12 protein-coding genes, 2 tRNA genes, 3 rRNA genes and 1 pseudogene are annotated in these 19,704 nt (G+C 40.1%); 1 reads left to right on the top strand and 17 read right to left on the bottom strand.

From position 1 onward, the window contains the following. The 5 genes and pseudogenes from F928_RS22615 to F928_RS10535 form a co-directional block, all read right to left on the bottom strand. Positions 1-396, bottom strand: a pseudogene (locus F928_RS22615) (protein FilE); the annotation flags it as partial. After that, positions 390-2,054 (bottom strand): putative pilus system OmpP1/FadL family transporter FilD, encoded by a 1,665-nt coding sequence (locus F928_RS10550; protein WP_002115895.1) that lies wholly within the window; start codon positions 2,052-2,054, stop codon positions 390-392. The pseudogene F928_RS22615 and the gene F928_RS10550, both read right to left, overlap by 7 nt. 18 nt (positions 2,055-2,072) lie before the next feature. After that, on the bottom strand, positions 2,073-3,242 hold the full coding sequence (locus F928_RS10545; protein WP_002115874.1) for a putative pilus system protein FilC: 1,170 nt from the start codon (positions 3,240-3,242) through the stop codon (positions 2,073-2,075). A 45-nt stretch (positions 3,243-3,287) separates the two neighbouring features. Continuing rightward, positions 3,288-4,121, bottom strand: coding sequence for a putative pilus system C39 family peptidase FilB (locus tag F928_RS10540; RefSeq protein ID WP_002115878.1), 834 nt, complete (start codon positions 4,119-4,121; stop codon positions 3,288-3,290). Positions 4,122-4,424: 303 nt separating this feature from the next. Next, positions 4,425-5,300, bottom strand: a complete 876-nt coding sequence (locus F928_RS10535; RefSeq protein WP_005075160.1) for a putative pilus system protein FilA — start codon at positions 5,298-5,300, stop codon at positions 4,425-4,427. A 355-nt stretch (positions 5,301-5,655) separates the two neighbouring features. On the opposite strand from F928_RS10535, the gene pabB reads away from it, so the two are divergent. Beyond that, positions 5,656-7,008: an anthranilate synthase component I family protein gene (pabB, locus tag F928_RS10530; RefSeq protein WP_002115391.1), complete on the top strand. Its 1,353-nt coding sequence runs from the start codon at positions 5,656-5,658 to the stop codon at positions 7,006-7,008. Positions 7,009-7,011: 3 nt separating this feature from the next. Here pabB and hisC read toward each other — a convergent pair whose 3' ends face one another. The 12 genes from hisC to F928_RS10470 all read right to left on the bottom strand — a co-directional run bounded on the left by hisC (position 7,012) and on the right by F928_RS10470 (position 19,593). Next, positions 7,012-8,097, bottom strand: a complete 1,086-nt coding sequence (hisC, locus tag F928_RS10525) for a histidinol-phosphate transaminase (RefSeq protein WP_005075157.1) — start codon at positions 8,095-8,097, stop codon at positions 7,012-7,014. A gap of 69 nt (positions 8,098-8,166) precedes the next feature. Continuing rightward, positions 8,167-9,456: a histidinol dehydrogenase gene (gene hisD, locus F928_RS10520; protein WP_002115393.1), complete on the bottom strand. Its 1,290-nt coding sequence runs from the start codon at positions 9,454-9,456 to the stop codon at positions 8,167-8,169. A gap of 106 nt (positions 9,457-9,562) precedes the next feature. Beyond that, positions 9,563-10,246: an ATP phosphoribosyltransferase gene (hisG, locus tag F928_RS10515; protein WP_005071248.1), complete on the bottom strand. Its 684-nt coding sequence runs from the start codon at positions 10,244-10,246 to the stop codon at positions 9,563-9,565. After that, on the bottom strand, positions 10,246-11,502 hold the full coding sequence (murA, locus tag F928_RS10510) for a UDP-N-acetylglucosamine 1-carboxyvinyltransferase (RefSeq protein ID WP_002115380.1): 1,257 nt from the start codon (positions 11,500-11,502) through the stop codon (positions 10,246-10,248). The genes hisG and murA overlap by 1 nt, the downstream gene beginning before the upstream one ends. A 6-nt stretch (positions 11,503-11,508) precedes the next feature. Next, the gene (ibaG, locus tag F928_RS10505; protein ID WP_002115399.1) at positions 11,509-11,760 is read right to left on the bottom strand and encodes a BolA family iron metabolism protein IbaG; all 252 of its coding nucleotides are present in this window, start codon (positions 11,758-11,760) and stop codon (positions 11,509-11,511) included. A 138-nt stretch (positions 11,761-11,898) separates the two neighbouring features. Further along, positions 11,899-12,237 (bottom strand): ribosome hibernation-promoting factor, HPF/YfiA family, encoded by a 339-nt coding sequence (hpf, locus tag F928_RS10500; RefSeq protein ID WP_002115387.1) that lies wholly within the window; start codon positions 12,235-12,237, stop codon positions 11,899-11,901. Positions 12,238-12,404: 167 nt separating this feature from the next. After that, positions 12,405-13,853, bottom strand: a complete 1,449-nt coding sequence (gene rpoN / locus F928_RS10495; RefSeq protein WP_002115389.1) for an RNA polymerase factor sigma-54 — start codon at positions 13,851-13,853, stop codon at positions 12,405-12,407. A gap of 390 nt (positions 13,854-14,243) precedes the next feature. After that, positions 14,244-14,358, bottom strand: a 5S ribosomal RNA gene (gene rrf, locus F928_RS10490). A gap of 187 nt (positions 14,359-14,545) precedes the next feature. Next, positions 14,546-17,436 (bottom strand): 23S ribosomal RNA (locus tag F928_RS10485). Between the two features lie 352 nt (positions 17,437-17,788). Further along, a tRNA-Ala gene (locus tag F928_RS10480) sits at positions 17,789-17,864 on the bottom strand. A gap of 55 nt (positions 17,865-17,919) precedes the next feature. After that, positions 17,920-17,996: transfer RNA gene (locus F928_RS10475), tRNA-Ile, on the bottom strand. A gap of 59 nt (positions 17,997-18,055) precedes the next feature. After that, a 16S ribosomal RNA gene (locus F928_RS10470) occupies positions 18,056-19,593 on the bottom strand. Together the 16S, 23S and 5S rRNA genes with 2 tRNA genes alongside form the textbook arrangement of a ribosomal RNA operon. Positions 19,594-19,704 lie beyond the last annotated feature (111 nt).

Genomic DNA, 19,704 nt, shown 5'->3' with positions numbered 1-19,704 from the left:
CGGTGCAGTCGGTGCAGTCGGTGCAGTCGGTGCAGTCGGTGCAGTCGGTGCAGTCGGTGCAGTCGGTGCAGTCGGTGCAGTCGGTGCAGTATTTAATTTCTTTTGTGTTGATTGCTCCATTTTTTTTGGTGAATCGATAGTAGTTTTTTCTTTAGAAACTTTTTGAGCTGGATCAATTATAATTTTATTCGGTAGATTTTGAGATTGTATTTCCACTCTAGGAGGTAGCTGTCTTTTTTGATCAACTTTTTTACTCGGTACAATCATAGGACGCCCATCTGGACCTATAATCGTGTAAAAACCATCTGCATAAGATACAGAAACACTTACCATCGCAACAGATAAAATTGAGATAGCAAGTTTAGGGCGGAACATCCATTTATATTGTCTTACCATTTTGTTCTATAACTCAAACCAAGCACTGTAACTTTAGTATTCGTTTTTACATCTAAACCCGCATAAGGATTTAATAAAATATTATCAACACCACATTTATTCGATAAAGTACTTGTACACGCGGGTATGTTATCGCGACTGCGTAAGAAACCAACTGAAAGATCCAAATCTGTATCTGCATCAAAACGATAACCTAATCCTAAACCAAATAATTGTGCATTATTAATTGGGACCATGGTATTACGTTTGTCATTAGGGATAGCACTGGCACGGGGCTCATAACCAGCTCGTAATTTTAAACGATCCGTTGCTGAATACTCTAAACCAATACCCCAACTCCATGGTGAAGTAAATTTTAAAGGTAATGCTAAAGAGTTATCAGTCACATCATTAGATAATAATTTTGCAACTTTGAGTAATGAGATCTGACGATCAAATTCAAATTTAAATTTATCCCATGCCGAATAATCTGTCCATCCAACATCAAAATTCACTTGTAGGTCTGGCAAGATCTTGTACTTAATACCTGCCTGAAAATGTGCAGGATACTCTAGATCCATTGCAACTAAACCTGATTCAATATCAGGTACATAACCAGGAAGACCTAAAATTCTAGCTAAAATTTGACCTGTAGCAGAGGAATTCAATCCCTTAATCAATTCTTGAGGTGCTTTAGCATTATCAATTAAGTATTTGCCTTTCATACGCATCTTGGCTGAACTTTGATAAACCATACCAAAGCCAAAATCATCTGTCGGTTCCCACAACAAGCCCAGGTTATAACTTGGACTTAAAGACTGCTCCAATGAAACTTGTAAAGCTCCCATTTTATTAAATGGGTTCATTCCTTCCTGAGCATTACACATACCAAATAATAACAAGTCGGTAATCATGTCATTATTATTCTTAAATGGTGCGCAAACCACTTCATCAACCATACGCAATACACCAAGCATCTCATTTGGAAAGCGAAGATCAGTTTTCAATGCTAGTGCGTTATAAGACATACCAATTGAGGCACCAATTGATAAGTGATCGTTTACTTGAAAACCAAAAGATGGGGATAAATATGTGATTCGCTCTACTGCAACTTGCTGCCCCATATAGTTACCAGCATTTCCATTTTCTGCCCCAAAACCAGCAACCAATGGTGCATATATCGCCGTTGCATAAGTTACTTTTGAGCCAGGTGGTTTGTAAGCAATTCCTGCAGTAGGAGCAACCAGTGGGTAACCTTCCCCTAAATCAACCATTTTTTTAAGGATAGGGACATATAAGCTAGCGTATTCAACATCACCACGCACAGGTCCCTTAAAATCTGTACAAATATTAGCAGTCACCTCTGGTCCATCATTACAGACGAGAGGATCATCTGAATAACCAAAAATATTGTAGCCAGGGGGAGCTGAAAACTCGCGTTGAATATCAAAATTAGCAAGAATACCCTGTACATCAGTTTGTAGCCCATCAATCTTGGCTAACGCTGCAGGGTTAAAATGAACAGCACTAATACCTGGTGGATCTGCTGTTACAGCATTCCCCATCGATAATGAACGAATATCAACAGCTAGGTTTTGTCCTAATTGAGCATTGGCAAAGCTAGAAAAACCAGAGATCACAATTGCCACTGTTAAAGGACATAATTTAGGATATTTCACCTGCCTATCTCCTTATTTTTATTTTTTGCGCAAACCTAAGATATCTAGCGGGAATGACAAACCAAGTGAAACATCTGGTGCATCCTCTGTTAAACCAAAGCCAACTGTACCGTTAACAATCGTATCAGGTGAAACGCGTACCCCCAAAGCAAAAGCCATCACCGCACTACTCTGATCTGGTGACTGATATGATTCACCATTTGCAAACTGAAACTCTGAATTTAAGTTAAAGCTTTGTTGGTAAGACATGGTTAAGGACACATCATAGTTAAAGGAATAGGCAAAACCGAAAGAGAATCCTCCACTGATTCCAGGATCAAAAGATTCTAAAATCCGATTACCACGTACCTGATTTAAACCAGTCTCTTTAAAACCATAATTAGCAGATGCTGAAGCAAATAAAACCACTGGATCGATATATTTGCGAGTACTTGCTCCTACACCTACAGAGTAATAACCTTTACCAGTTGAAAGTTCATTTTGAGCAACTTCATATGGACTATCCCCAGTTTTAGTAGAAACGCTACCAAACAAAACTAAAGGTAAGCGTCCTTGTTTCAATGGGAATGGTTCCCAACGTGCACCTAATGAAATATCCCCCAACCCTGCAGTATCAGAATCACTAGCAATATCAGATTTAGCAACGAGAGGAACGGTTGCTGAAAGTGTTAGATTATCTAAAACACCATATTGAGCTGTAAAACTGTTGGTCAATGTATGCTGAGCATCTTCCCTAATACTCAACCGACTAATACTAGAATTATCATCTCCTAATGCTAAATCTAAAATACTATCGCGGTAATAGGTGTAATCGAGATCATAATATGTTGAAATTTCACCTTTTTTAATTAATGAATATTGTCGTTCATTCGAGGTAAAAACTTCTTGTAAATTAGTCTCTTGGCTCGCATCTCCTTCTTGTTTCTGTAAAGCAGTCGCGGCTTGATTTGCTTCTGGATTAGCTGATGTAGGTTCAGATTCAGTAATGGTAGATCCATTAGTCGGAGCTACTGCATCTTCTTGCACTGAATTTGATGTTGGCGTTACATCTGATACTGTGGTCGCTTCAGAAACAGCTGTACTATTTTGTACGTCTGCTTGTGCAACTTGATCATCTGCATAAAGTGTACCTGTAATAGCACTCATGCTTAATGCCAATACACTCATCTTCATCCATCGATTATTCATATTTCTTCCCACCCAATTTATTTATTTTACTAAATCAAATTTTCATTACTTACGTTTGTAATAAAGACGCATATAAGTTTCTATCGGCTGATTATGATTGGAAGAGTGACTATCATTATCCAGAACCCTTCGCATTGTTGAGGCTTTATTTGCTAAACGATCATAATTAAACGTTGGATATTGCACATCCACAAAGGCATAACGGTTAACAGTTGCATCTTCCACATGACGCATATCAGCATCTTTCAATGTTAATAAGTCTTTACGCTGTGATTCAGGCACAGAAATAACAAATAACGTATTATTATCCCAAACCTCTTTAAAACGATTTTCATCAAAGCTGATATTGCCTAAAGCAGGATCAGCTACATAGACTCGTCCATCTTTATAAGCTTTATATACGACAAAATGTTTAAAACCAGCATATGAAATAGGAACAATCGCAGGTTGACCTAATTTAACTAAATCCGAAAACTCCCCTCGATAACCGCCACTATCCAAACCAATAGCAGTTACGAAACGCTTCATATCAAGTAGTGAAAAGCTACGGCGTTCAATAATTCGTTGATACTCACCATACTGAAGTAAACCACTCATTGTTTGTTGTTCAGTTAAGCTTGTACCCACATAACCATTCAACAAAGTTGTAAGTGCAGCTGAACCACAGCTATAGTCATATGCTTGTCGAACAATACCGCGAAATTGATCTTCTATCGCAGGCTTAATCGTTACTGGCTCAATATGATTACGCCGAAATGATAAATTACGTGAATCGGCAGTCTCTGTATAATAAACAGTTCCCGGTGGCTTTTTTTCTATTTCGAAGGCTTCTGTCGCAAAGTAATATATCAATGCTGAGCCCAAAGCAATCTCTAACATAAGCACTTGTTCTAAATGGTGGCCTAACTGGCCTTATTCATTTTATTCTTAGAGCAATAGCTCTACATCCCTGTGTGTTGAAGATACCTTTTTTTTTTGAAAAAAACAGCCTTTTTTTACTTTTTTTTGATGAACGTTTAGTTTTATAAAAATAGAGAGACTTTTATGCTTAATTTAAGTTAATTTTTAAATTAATAGCTTGTTTTTATCAATTAAAATATATTTTTATATAACAAAACTAGATGAGTTAATAAATTAAAAAAGCGCGTATTAAACGCGCTTTTTTTTATTAAAACTTTTAAATTAGTGACCAGAAATTGTAATTGTAGAAGTACCTACATTAATACCTTGGATTTCAACATCACCAATTGAAGCAGCAGTATTTGAACCTAAACGAATACCCTGTGCATAGACGTTCATGCCTTGAGTACTATTATTTTGAATTTTTAAGCCAGTCGGCACAACAGAAATGTCAGCATTCACATCTAAGTTACCAGTTGTATTACCAGCACCACGGACCATAACTTTATCAAGGACAATTTTACCACCGCCAGCAGCATCATTAATACCTAGGTTAGATAAAGTTAAACCACCTTGCAAGCTTGAATTTACTTTAATCATTGCACCTTGTGGTGTAGCACCTAATTGAACATTAGCTGAAATAGCGCCTAAAGATAAATCTAAACCAGAAAGAATTTCAGTTGGAGCTGCTTCTGTAATACCACGTACAGCAGTAGTTTCATTTAAAGTACCAGAACTACCAACACCAATAGAACCAACTTTTACATTAACTGCACCTACATTTGCAGCAACGTTTAAAAACGCGCCATTTGTAGCAGATGCACCAACGCTATCAATTTTAAGATCTAATAAATTCTGTGTTGTATCTACCTGCGTAAGAGTTATCGCTTTACCTTGAGTTGCATCTGTACCCGTAATTGTGATTGCACCTGCAGTTGCTGTAGCACCCATAATACCTGTAGTTGGGTCCAAACCATCGTTATCGTGAATATACAATTTATCGATGGAAATACCGCCAGCACCCAAAGCGATACCGATATTAATACCATCTTGACCAGTAGCAGCACTAAGCGCAGCATCGTCCATTGACTGCATTGCCATTGCATTTGCGCTGATAGCTAAAGAAGAAACTAAAGCAAGTTTAGTGAACATTTTCATTGAGCACTCTCCCAAGAGCATTTATTTTTTGACTTTAACCACTCTCATTGTCTCAAGTCGCATTTTTCTTTATATGGCAACCGAAACTTCCAATCCTTGAGTAGTTTTGCTTAGCAATTACTAAATTACATCTACGTTACTTTTTGTTCAACTAGTGTTGTGCATTTTTTGCCAATTACCCGACAAACGGTACACCTCAACTTTTACTTCATAAATGATCATGAACATATAAAATCTTAAGCTGTAATCGTGCTTGTTTTATCAGCAGAAAGCTTTCCAATTAAAACTCTTCCTCCTGATGAACTATAACTTGTAGTAAACTATGTTATCTCATTAACCACTACCTTATTTAAAAATGTCTCAGTTAAAGAAAAAAATCTCTTTACATGGTAAAAGTGCTGCCGATATTTTAAAAAAGTTACACGGGTTAACTGGGCTTATTTATTTAAATGACAATGACAATCCAATTATTGGATTTCTTCCGCAAGATTATATTATTATTCAAAATGAAAATTATTTAGAGTTTGAGCGCCAAAATTTTAATGAATATAAAAATAGATCAAAATCAAATCAACTTTTAAATTTCATTCAATTTAAAGAAAATAATTTAAATAAAAATATTGAATCAACAACAAGTTTTATGGGTGGTTATATTGGTTTTATCAGCTATGATTTCAGTGCACATCAATTTATTAATGGACAAAATCATATACAACCTTCTCTATTCCTAGGCCAATATCGATCTTTTTTAAAATATATAGATAATGATTGGTATTTTTTTAGTGATGAAGAAAATGCAATTGATCTATTCTCATATATTGAAAATAAAATAGAGAATTTTGGTTCCAATAACTCTAAAAATACATTTGAATTAAAAACCATTATTCAACCAAGATGGTCTAAAAAACAATATTTCGATGCTTTCTATAAAATACAAGAATATATTAAGGCTGGAGATTGCTATCAAATTAATTTAACCCAAGAGTTTAAAGCTAAATTTTCAGGATCCTTATTAAATAAAGCTAAAGACTTATGGCAACTTACAAATGCTCCATATGCAGGTTATTTAAAATTAGATGATTTTGAATTATTAAGTTGCTCTCCCGAGCTTTTCATCGAATTTAATCAAAATAAACAAATTAAAACTAGACCTATTAAAGGCACAATGCCTCGCTATAAGAATGCAGAAAAAGATTTTATTTCTAAACAAACCTTAAAAAACTCTCAAAAAGACCAAGCAGAAAATGTGATGATTGTCGATTTATTACGTAATGATTTGAGCATTTATGCCAATACAGGATCTGTAAAAACAACAAAACTATTCGAGATTGAAAGTTTTAATCAAGTACATCACATGGTAAGCGAGATCGTTGCCACTCTTAAAGATGATATCAATCCTATGCAAATGTTGCTTTCAGCCTTACCCGGAGGCTCAATCACAGGTGCTCCGAAAATTCGGGCAATGCAGATCATTGAAGAGTTAGAAGAATCAGCAAGAGGCGCATATTGCGGAACATTGGGTTACTTCAATTTTGATGGAACCGGTCGCTGGAATATTCTTATCCGTAGTTTTCAACAATATCAGAATCAGCTTTCTTTATGGGCAGGTGGTGGTATTACGATTGCATCAAATGCAGAAGCAGAATATCAAGAAAGTCTTGATAAAGTCTCTGCTATGCTGAACTTGATGAACAGCACAGCAGAGTAAAATTTAGAGAATATCTTCTTTTAATGTCTGTACTAAACGCTCATTTTGCTCATCAGTTCCTACAGTTATTCGCAAGAATTGATTAATACGAGGCTTATTGAAATAGCGCACAATAATGCCCTGCTCACGTAATTGCTGTGCAAGCTGACCTGCATCATGCGATGGATGTGAAGCAAAAATAAAGTTTGCTTTAGAAGGTAAAACTTTAAAGCCCAAAGTAGTTAATTCATCTACTAGCTTTTCACGACTAGAAATAACTTTTTGACATTGTTCTTCAAAATAAGTTTGATCTTCAAAAGAGGCTACCGCTGCTGCAATTGCAAAACGGTCAATAGGATATGAATTAAAACTATTTTTGACAGCTTCAAGTGCAGCAATTAAATGAGACTGAGCAATCGCGAAGCCAACGCGTAAACCCGCAAGAGAACGAGATTTTGAAGTTGTTTGACACACAACCAGATTCTCATAGCGATTTACTAAACTCACAGCTGATTCTGCACCAAAGTCAACATAAGCCTCATCAATGACAACCACTCGATCTGGATTAGCTTTTAAAATTTGTTCGATTTCTGCTAAGCCTAGTGCAATACTTGTTGGAGCATTAGGGTTTGTAATAATAACCCCACCATTTGGTTGCACATAATCTTTAACTTCTATCTCAAAATTATCATTGAGTGGGATTTCTTTAGTCTTTGTACCAAAAAACTGACTATAAACTGGATAAAAGCTATAAGTGATATCTGGATAAAGAATTGGTTCATCTTGAAGAAAAAATGCTTTAAAAATATGAGCAAGTACTTCATCTGAGCCATTACCAACAAAAACTTGTGAAACTTCAATATTCTGTTGCTTAGCAATCGCATGTTTTAATGCCGTAGCATCTGGGTCTGGATATAAACGCAATGCATCAGCCTGATGAGTTAAAACAGCTTGAACTGCTTCAACTACTTTTGGTGATGGCGGATATGGATTTTCATTTGTGTTGAGTTTCAATAAATTCTGAATTTTAGGCTGTTCGCCAGGAACGTACGGCTCTAACTCACGAACTTCTGGACTCCAAAAGCGCATTTGTGCTGTAGATAAAGTCATGGTCTTATCTCAAAAAAGGGCTGAAAATCAGCCCTGAGTAATAATTAAAAAACTACAAGGTTTATAAGCTTATTGATAACGATAGCGAGCTGAGCGTGCATGGGCATCTAAGTTCTCTTGGACAGCTAATATGTCGGCTGTTTTGGCTAACGATTTGACTCCATCTTTCGAACACATAATTAAGCTCGAACGTTTTTGGAAATCATAAACACCTAATGGAGAAGAAAAACGAGCAGTTCCAGAGGTCGGTAATACATGGTTTGGGCCTGCACAATAGTCACCAATTGCTTCAGGTGTATAGCGCCCCATGAAAATTGCTCCAGCATGGCGAATATCTTCACTCATAGCCTCGGCATCATCTAAGCAAAGTTCCAAATGTTCTGGTGCAACTTGATTAATCAAATCAATTGCTTCTGCACGGTCCTTTACTAATATCAAAGCACCACGGTTTTCAATCGAAGTTCTCGCAATGTCTGCCTTTGGCAATTCATTTAAATGCTTTTCAATTGCCAACTCTACCGCATTAAGCAAAGCTTCATCAGGAGTAATGAAAATAGCTTGAGCAACTGTGTCATGTTCAGCCTGAGATAAAACATCCATAGCTAACCAATCTGCATTATTTTCACCTTCTGCATATACTAAAATTTCAGAAGGTCCAGCAATCATATCAATACCAACCTGACCAAATACAGCGCGTTTGGCAGCCGCCACAAAACGATTTCCAGGGCCAGTAATTTTATCTACAGGTGGAATAGTCTGAGTACCATAAGCAAGAGCTGCTACAGCTTGAGCTCCCCCAATAGTGAATACTCGACTCACTCCTGCAAGGTAAGCCGAAGCTAGAACCAATGGATTTAGTTCACCGTTTGGTGCAGGAACAACCATAATAATTTCAGGTACACCAGCAACATGGGCTGGCACTGCATTCATTAAAACTGAAGACGGATAAGAGGCTAAACCACCTGGTACATAAATACCCACACGGTCTAGAGGTGTGACTTTTTGTCCTAATGTATTACCCAAATCATCTATATAAGTCCAGCTCTCTTGTTTCTGAGCTTCATGAAATGAACGAATACGCTTTGCTGCTAACTCTAGAGCATCACGAATTTCTGGGCTTAAATTATCAAAAGCAGTTTTAAGTTGTTGTTGGGATAATTCTAAATCTGAAAATTGATGCGCAGGATGTCGATCGAACTGTTGAGTAAGCTTTAAAACATGATCATCACCATGCTGACGAACATCAGCAATAATTTGATCTACTGTTTGCACTAAATTAAGATCATTCACAGTTTCAAATGCTAAAAGCTCAGCAAAAACCTGTTTGAAGTTCTGATCTTGAGTCGATAAACGTCGCATCAATTTACCCACAAGGCGAAAAAGAAAAACTAAGTTTACTCTTTTTCTAGGCGCTTGTGGGCATCATCTGAAGCAACTATCACAAAAGCATGATGGGAAATTGCTTTTAACGTGATTGAACAGCTTGCTCGAGCTGTGAAATGATTGGATTTAATAGAGTTTGCTTACGTTTAAAACTAGCTTTATTTACAATTAAACGTGAAGAGACTTTGCAAATCTCCTCTAATGGCTCAAGACCATTCGCTCTTAGCGTATTACCAGTATCAACCACATCCACAATGTAATCACCCAAACCCACCAAAGGCGCTAACTCCATAGAACCATAGAGTTTGATCACATCGACTTGCTCACCTAAGCTTGCATAATACTGACGTGTAAGATTGACGTATTTCGTGGCAATTTTTAAACGGCCTTTTGGACGTTCCATTCCCACTTTACCAGCAGTCATTAATTTACACTTAGCGATTTTCAGGTCAAGTAGCTCATATACATGCTGAGCGCCATGTTCCATCAACACATCTTTGCCTGCTACACCTAAATCTGCTGCGCCATTTTCTACATAGGTAGGCACATCAGATGCACGTAAAATCAAAATACGTACTTGCTTATGCGTAGTAGGAAAAATCAGTTTGCGGGACTTTTCCGGATCTTCGAGCAAATTAATACCCGCTGTAGCTAGTAAAGGTAACGTCTCTTTTAAGATACGTCCTTTACTGAGTGCCAAGGTCAAACCATGATCAAAATTGCCCATCACATCAAAATTAGGATCATCGTTTCTTACATCATTCATTAACTTACTCGCTTAATTTTGGCACCTAAACCTTGAAGTTTCTCTTCGACATGCTCATAACCACGGTCAATATGGTAGATACGGTCAATTAAGGTATCTCCTTCTGCCACTAAAGCTGCCAAAACTAGAGAGAACGAAGCACGCAAATCTGTTGCCATTACAGGTGCAGCCTGTAAAGTTTCTACTCCAGTCACGACAGCATCATGACCTTCAACCTGAATATTAGCACCCATGCGTGACAATTCAGGAACATGCATAAAACGATTTTCAAAAATCGTTTCAGAGATAGTTGCAAATCCACGACCAATAGCATTTACAGCCATAAGCTGAGCTTGCATATCTGTTGGAAACTCTGGATGTGGCAAAGTTCTAAAACTTACAGCTTTAGGGCGTTTTCCTAACATATCAAGTTCGATCCAGTCATCACCACGAGTGACTTCGGCACCCATTTCTTCAAACTTATCCAAAACAGATTCAAGTAATGCAGGGTCGGTATGTGTAGTTTTGACACGACCGCCCGTAATTGCCGCAGCTGCCAAATAAGATCCCGTTTCGATACGATCAGCTACCACAGCATATTCACAGCCATGCAAACTTTCTACTCCAGTTACAACAAGAGTATCAGTATCAAGTCCTTCAATCTTAGCGCCCATTTTAATGAGCATTTGAGCAAGGTCAGTGATCTCAGGCTCACGAGCTGCATTACGAATAGTCGTAACACCATCAGCCAGTGCAGCAGCCATCAAGATGTTTTCAGTACCACCAACGGTAACCATATCAAAAACAACTTCGCCGCCTTTTAAACGACCTTCAACTGAAGCATGGACATAACCATTTTCAACTTCAATATGTGCACCTAAAGCCTCTAAGGCTTTTAAATGCTGATCAACTGGACGTGATCCAATTGCACAACCACCTGGTAAAGAAACTTTCGCATTACCGTAACGCGCTAATAATGGTCCTAAAACCAAAATTGAGGCGCGCATTGTTTTTACTAGTTCATATGGAGCAAACTGATTATCTAAAGTAGAGGTATCAGCTTTTACTGTGTCATTTTCATAGCCGATTGTAACCCCTAAACCACCAATCAACTTGACCAAAGTATTTACGTCTTTAAGATTTGGAACATTAGTGATCGTAATTGGAGAGTCTGCAAGAATAGTTGCAGCAAGTAATGGTAAAGCTGCATTTTTAGCACCAGAAATGCGCACTTCCCCGTCGAGCTTAACACCACCCGTAATTAAAAATTTATCCATTAATATTTAAGCTCCGAAAAGGCTTGCTTTACGCCATTCATCTTTGGTCATTGCACGAATTGTTACCGCGTGAACTTCGCCACTTGCAATATAAGTATTTAATGGTGCATAAACTAATTGTTGGCGAGCAACAGTACGCTTACCGTCAAATTGATCATCCACAATACGGAGGTCAAATTTTCCGGCCTGTCCGCTCACCGCTACTTCCGCTTCAGGGAAAGCTTCTTTTAAAATTTGAGTGAGCTGTTCACTATTCATTGCAAAGACCTCTGACACAACCTAAGGTGTAAAACGAAGTATTTTACTATAACTTTTTCAAAGAATTCAGTACGTGTTTATATTTTATCAATAAAAAAGAGGCTATGTTTCAAGCCTCTTTCAATTATATAAAACTTATTAAATAGAAACAGCAACTTGCGAATAAGTGCACTGCATTTTCCGATATTTTAATAATTGTTTTTTTAATTTTTCAGTTAGTTTTTTAATTGAAGTATACATATCATCAGCAGTTGCCTGAGCAAATAACTCAATTCCCGGCAATCTTACAATAGCCTCTGCAACATGGTTCGAACTACCTTTATGAGAGCGCTTATCAATTTGATGATCTTTTGTTAATTTAATCTGCATACTATTCACCTGATCTAAGTGTTTTGTTAACTGATTAAATTTTAATTTAATATTTTCTTCTATAGCTGGTGTAATTGCTAAATGATGTCCACGAATCGTTATTTGCATAATTCTATCCCTCACCTTTTTTAGGTTATCTAAAGAAGAACTAAAACGATTTAATGCTATCAAAAAGAAAACTTGGAACAATTAAACCATTTTAGTTACTCTCTTGGTGAAAATGAAATTTCATTATTTCGTCATAATGAATCTCTAGAATAGCCATACTTCAAAATTCAGATCAAGACTTTTCTTTCAGACGACGAAGGAATATGTAACGATTCTCGATATTTTGCGACCGTTCTTCGAGCCACTTCAATTCCCTCATCCTTTAACAATGTAGCAATTACATTATCTGACAAAGGCTTACGTGGATTTTCATTGGCGACTAGTTTCTTAATCATTGCCCGAATTGCGGTGGAAGATGCTTCTCCCCCTGCTGTTGTTCCTACATGGCTAGAGAAAAAATACTTCAACTCAAATAGACCACGAGGCGTAAGCATATATTTATTTGTAGTTACACGAGAAACTGTAGATTCATGCAACTCGACTTCTTCTGCCACATCTCGAAGAACTAGCGGCTTCATCGCTTCCGGGCCTATTTCCAAAAAAGCTTTTTGATGCTCTACGATACAAGAAGCTACTTTTAATAACGTTTTATGTCTTTCATCGATACTTTTGATAAAGTTTTTCGCCTCAAGCATTTGGTTACGTAAATATAAATTATCCTCACTCTGATCTGCTCTACGAATCATACTAGAGTAAAAAGAATTAATTCTTAATTTAGGAAGTACATCTGGGTTTAGCTGAACCTGCCAATGTAAATCTTTTTTTGAAACCACTACATCGGGAATTTGATAATCAGATTCTTGTTTATCAAAATCCATACCAGGATAAGGTTTTAACGTTTTTAAAAGATTGATTGCAAATTTTAATTGGTCTTTCGTTAAACTTGTTTGTTTGAGCAATTTATTAAGATCATTGGCTATCAAAAGCTCATAATACTGCAATAGATTTTTTGCTTCGTTTAGATATTCAACATCTTTCGGTAGAAATTCGAGCTGTACCTTTAAACATTCCGCTAAATTACGCGAACCAATCCCTAAAGGATCAAGTCGTTGAATGTGTTTTAAAACAACTAAAACCTCATCTTCTTCGATCTCTTCCTCAATATCCATTTCATTCAATAATTGTTGTGCCGCTAAAATTATTTCTTCAATTTCAGCATCTAAAAATCCCTTATCATCTAATGCATCAACAATACAATAAGCAATTAATTGATCTATTTTAGAAAAATGCAAAAGGTTAACTTGTTCTAGAATATGTTCCTTTAGCGACAATTGAACTTGGCGATTATCCTCTCGCTCTTCAAATTCTGGAGTAGCCAAAGCTGTTGATTGATGGGTATACACATCATCCCACTCAGTATCAACAGGTAAATCATCAGGCAAATGATCTGCATTTAGCTCAGTCGTTAAGTCATCCGATTCTTTATTTTCTAATGCAGCCAGACTCTCCGTTAGTGATTCTTCTTCTATTTTTTCAAGTAAAGGATTACTATCTAGTTGAATCTGAATTTCCTGTTCAAGCTCTAAACTAGAGAGTTGTAACAAACGAATCGCCTGCTGCAATTGAGGTGTTAACGATAGAGAATTCGCTACTTTCAATCCAACAGATAATTTCATATATTTCATTTTCCATAAAACAAGCAAAAATCATGCCTATTCAATATTTATAACATATAGTCTCTATTTGTCATACATATCCAACTGAAATTTGTAGAAGAAAAAAGAGATTTTTCCAATTATAAAAATAATCTTATTAAATTAATTCTATCAAACATAGTTCCCATATGATGTCAGACGCGAAATCTTGTTATAAAAAGTTAATTAGGAGAATCTAGCCCTCTTTTAATTTTGTTTAATTGATTACTCTTCGGTTGTATAGTTTTTTCTATTAAATTTAAAGATTTCAACTCATAGCTTACTATTTTATATTTATTCCCCCACACATATATTTTTTATCACAATAAAAAAACACCCCCATTCATTAGAATGGGGGTGTTTAGAATAATGAGCTGGCGATGACTTACTCTCACATGGGTAACCCCACACTACCATCAGCGCTAAGAGGTTTCACTTCTGAGTTCGGGAAGGGATCAGGTGGTTCACTCTTGCTATGGTCGCCAGCACAACTGTTTATGGATACTTGCTTCGTTTTATTCACTGTGTGATACGTTGCGTTTTCCAAATCTTTACAGATGGGCTGATTGGTCTGATTTTTCGTTGTTCATTTTAGCTAGTAGTATAACTAAATCAAGTTGCTTTGCATGTTTATGAATCGATTGATGCTTCATATACAACTGCTTGGGTGTTGTATAGTCAAGCCTCACGAGCAATTAGTATTGGTCAGCTTCACATATCACTATGCTTCCACATCCAACCTATCAACGTCCTAGTCTCGAACGGCTCTTTAGAGGAATAAATTCCTAGGGAAATCTTATCTTGAGGTAGGCTTCCCGCTTAGATGCTTTCAGCGGTTATCCCTTCCGAACATAGCTACCCGGCGATGCGACTGGCGTCACAACCGGTACACCAGAGGTTCGTCCACTCTGGTCCTCTCGTACTAGGAGCAGATCCTCTCAAATTTCCAGCGCCCACGGTAGATAGGGACCGAACTGTCTCACGACGTTCTAAACCCAGCTCGCGTACCTCTTTAAATGGCGAACAGCCATACCCTTGGGACCTGCTTCAGCCCCAGGATGAGATGAGCCGACATCGAGGTGCCAAACACCGCCGTCGATATGAACTCTTGGGCGGTATCAGCCTGTTATCCCCAGAGTACCTTTTATCCGTTGAGCGATGGCCCTTCCATACAGAACCACCGGATCACTAAGACCTACTTTCGTACCTGCTCGACTTGTGGGTCTCGCAGTTAAGCGCGCTTTTGCCTTTATACTCTACGCGTGATTTCCGACCACGCTGAGCGCACCTTCGTACTCCTCCGTTACTCTTTAGGAGGAGACCGCCCCAGTCAAACTACCCACCAGACACGGTCCTCGTCCCGGATAACGGGACAGAGTTAGAACCTCAACATTACCAGGGTGGTATTTCAAGGACGGCTCCATTGGAACTAGCGTTCCAACTTCAAAGCCTCCCACCTATCCTACACAAGTAAGGTCAAAGTTCAGTGTCAAGCTGCAGTAAAGGTTCACGGGGTCTTTCCGTCTAGCCGCGGGTACACTGCATCTTCACAGCGATTTCGATTTCACTGAGCCTCTGCTGGAGACAGCGCCGCCATCATTATGCCATTCGTGCAGGTCGGAACTTACCCGACAAGGAATTTCGCTACCTTAGGACCGTTATAGTTACGGCCGCCGTTTACTGGGGCTTCGATCAAGAGCTTCGCTTACGCTAACCCCATCAATTAACCTTCCAGCACCGGGCAGGCATCACACCCTATACGTCCACTTTCGTGTTTGCAGAGTGCTATGTTTTTAATAAACAGTTGCAGCGGCCTGGTTTCTGCGGCTGTCGTCAGCTCAGGAAGCAAGTTCCATCACCAACAACAGCGTACCTTCTCCCGAAGTTACGGTACCATTTTGCCTAGTTCCTTCAGCAGAGTTCTCTCAAGCGCCTTGGTCTACTCGACCTGACCACCTGTGTCGGTTTCGGGTACGATTCCTGTGTAACTGAAGCTTAGAGACTTTTCCTGGAAGCATGGTATCAGCCACTTCACTGTACAAGTACAGCTTGCTATCGGATCTCAGTATAGAGTACCCCGGATTTGCCTAAGATACATACCTACATCCTTCCACCTGGACAACCAACGCCAGGCTGACTTAACCTTCTCCGTCCTCTCATCGCATTACACAGAAGTATTGGAATATTAACCAATTTCCCATCGACTACGCCTTTCGGCCTCGCCTTAGGGGTCGACTCACCCAGCCCCGATTAACGTTGGACTGGAACCCTTGGTCTTTCGGCGAACGGGTTTTTCACCCGTTTTGTCGTTACTCACGTCAGCATTCGCACTTCTGATACCTCCAGCATACTTCTCAATACACCTTCATCGGCTTACAGAACGCTCCCCTACCACTTGACTAATGTCAAATCCGCAGCTTCGGCACATAGTTTTAGCCCCGTTACATCTTCCGCGCAGGCCGACTCGACTAGTGAGCTATTACGCTTTCTTTAAAGGGTGGCTGCTTCTAAGCCAACCTCCTAGCTGTCTATGCCTTCCCACATCGTTTCCCACTTAACTATGATTTTGGGGCCTTAGCTGGCGGTCTGGATTGTTTTCCTCTTGACTACGGACGTTAGCACCCGCAGTCTGTCTCCCGGATAGTACTCATAGGTATTCGGAGTTTGCATCGGTTTGGTAAGTCGGGATGACCCCCTAGCCGAAACAGTGCTCTACCCCCTATGGTATTCGTCCGAGGCGCTACCTAAATAGCTTTCGGGGAGAACCAGCTATCACCAGGCTTGATTAGCCTTTCACCCCTATCCACAAGTCATCCCCTGGCTTTTCAACGACAGTGGGTTCGGTCCTCCAGTTAGTGTTACCCAACCTTCAACCTGCTCATGGATAGATCGCCTGGTTTCGGGTCTATACCCAGCAACTAAACGCCCTATTAAGACTCGATTTCTCTACGGCTCCCCTATACGGTTAACCTCGCTACTGAATATAAGTCGCTGACCCATTATACAAAAGGTACGCAGTCACACCACGAAGGTGCTCCCACTGCTTGTATGCATGCGGTTTCAGGATCTATTTCACTCCCCTCACAGGGGTTCTTTTCGCCTTTCCCTCACGGTACTGGTTCACTATCGGTCAGTCAGGAGTATTTAGCCTTGGAGGATGGTCCCCCCATATTCAGACAAGGTTTCACGTGCCTCGCCCTACTCGTCATCATTATGTGTGCCCTTTCGTGTACGGGAATATCACCCTCTACGTTCGCACTTCCCAGAGCGTTCCACTAAAACACACATAACTTAATGGGCTGATCCCCGTTCGCTCGCCGCTACTGAGGGAATCTCAATTGATTTCTTTTCCTAAGGGTACTGAGATGTTTCACTTCCCCTCGTTCGCCTTGCAACACTATGTATTCATGTTGCAATACCTACCTTAAAGTAGGTGGGTTCCCCCATTCAGAAATCTCCGGATCAAAGGATATTTGCCGCCTCCCCGGAGCTTTTCGCAGGCTATCACGTCTTTCATCGCCTCTGACTGCCAAGGCATCCACCACATGCACTTAATTACTTGACTATACAACCCCAAACAGTCGTCAACACCTACAAGTGAGTGTTGTCCGTGCGATTCTTCATCGCTACTATCTGTTGTCTGTGTACTTAAACACTGTACAGCTTCAATCTAAATTCATATACCAAAACGCTTGATTCAGTTAATTTGCTAGTTCTCAATTCATCTAGATTAATTGCTTAATCCAAACTCTTGAGTGAACAATTTATTTCAGACTCAATTTTGCCAATCTGTTAATGAATAAACACGCCTTCGTCAGGTCATGCTTAATACCGTGATACTTAAATCACAGAAGTTAATAAACCAAGATCTAAATCTCTATTTACTAATTTCTGTAATCCGAACTTCTCTTAAGTTCTGGTGGAGACTAGGAGAGTCGAACTCCTGACCTCCTGCGTGCAAAGCAGGCGCTCTACCAACTAAGCTAAGTCCCCAGCTTACATCATCAGTCATGTATCTTTTATCTATAACTTCAACCAGTCAAAGTCATGGTGGGTCTGACAAGACTTGAACTTGTGACCCCACGCTTATCAAGCGTGTGCTCTAACCAACTGAGCTACAGACCCTCAGATACATCTATGAAGAACAACTTGTTGTGGATTCTTACCAATCGTCAATCTTTCGTTAAGGAGGTGATCCAGCCGCAGGTTCCCCTACGGCTACCTTGTTACGACTTCACCCCAGTCATCGGCCACACCGTGGTAACCGCCCTCTTTGCAGTTAGGCTAGCTACTTCTGGTGCAACAAACTCCCATGGTGTGACGGGCGGTGTGTACAAGGCCCGGGAACGTATTCACCGCGGCATTCTGATCCGCGATTACTAGCGATTCCGACTTCATGGAGTCGAGTTGCAGACTCCAATCCGGACTACGATCGGCTTTTTGAGATTAGCATCCTATCGCTAGGTAGCAACCCTTTGTACCGACCATTGTAGCACGTGTGTAGCCCTGGCCGTAAGGGCCATGATGACTTGACGTCGTCCCCGCCTTCCTCCAGTTTGTCACTGGCAGTATCCTTAAAGTTCCCGACATTACTCGCTGGCAAATAAGGAAAAGGGTTGCGCTCGTTGCGGGACTTAACCCAACATCTCACGACACGATCTGACGACAGCCATGCAGCACCTGTATGTAAGTTCCCGAAGGCACCAATCCATCTCTGGAAAGTTCTTACTATGTCAAGGCCAGGTAAGGTTCTTCGCGTTGCATCGAATTAAACCACATGCTCCACCGCTTGTGCGGGCCCCCGTCAATTCATTTGAGTTTTAGTCTTGCGACCGTACTCCCCAGGCGGTCTACTTATCGCGTTAGCTGCGCCACTAAAGCCTCAAAGGCCCCAACGGCTAGTAGACATCGTTTACGGCATGGACTACCAGGGTATCTAATCCTGTTTGCTCCCCATGCTTTCGCACCTCAGCGTCAGTGTTAGGCCAGATGGCTGCCTTCGCCATCGGTATTCCTCCAGATCTCTACGCATTTCACCGCTACACCTGGAATTCTACCATCCTCTCCCACACTCTAGCTAACCAGTATCGAATGCAATTCCCAAGTTAAGCTCGGGGATTTCACATTTGACTTAATTAGCCGCCTACGCGCGCTTTACGCCCAGTAAATCCGATTAACGCTTGCACCCTCTGTATTACCGCGGCTGCTGGCACAGAGTTAGCCGGTGCTTATTCTGCGAGTAACGTCCACTATCTCTAGGTATTAACTAAAGTAGCCTCCTCCTCGCTTAAAGTGCTTTACAACCATAAGGCCTTCTTCACACACGCGGCATGGCTGGATCAGGCTTGCGCCCATTGTCCAATATTCCCCACTGCTGCCTCCCGTAGGAGTCTGGGCCGTGTCTCAGTCCCAGTGTGGCGGATCATCCTCTCAGACCCGCTACAGATCGTCGCCTTGGTAGGCCTTTACCCCACCAACTAGCTAATCCGACTTAGGCTCATCTATTAGCGCAAGGTCCGAAGATCCCCTGCTTTCTCCCGTAGGACGTATGCGGTATTAGCATTCCTTTCGAAATGTTGTCCCCCACTAATAGGCAGATTCCTAAGCATTACTCCCCCGTCCGCCGCTAAGATCAGTAGCAAGCTACCTCTCTCCGCTCGACTTGCATGTGTTAAGCCTGCCGCCAGCGTTCAATCTGAGCCATGATCAAACTCTTCAGTTAAAATCATTTTGCACCTTATTAAAGACAAGGTGCCAATTCTGGCTCATCAATTACTGACTTAAATTTCGCTCAAATAAACTTCGAGTAATTTAAACCAATCAATCAATGAAA

Origin of the sequence: Acinetobacter pittii ATCC 19004 = CIP 70.29 (genome assembly GCF_000369045.1) — a bacterium.
GTDB lineage: Bacteria > Pseudomonadota > Gammaproteobacteria > Pseudomonadales > Moraxellaceae > Acinetobacter > Acinetobacter pittii.
The sequence above is the reverse complement of the archived record's forward strand: the minus strand, read 5'-3'. Positions and strand labels throughout refer to the sequence as shown.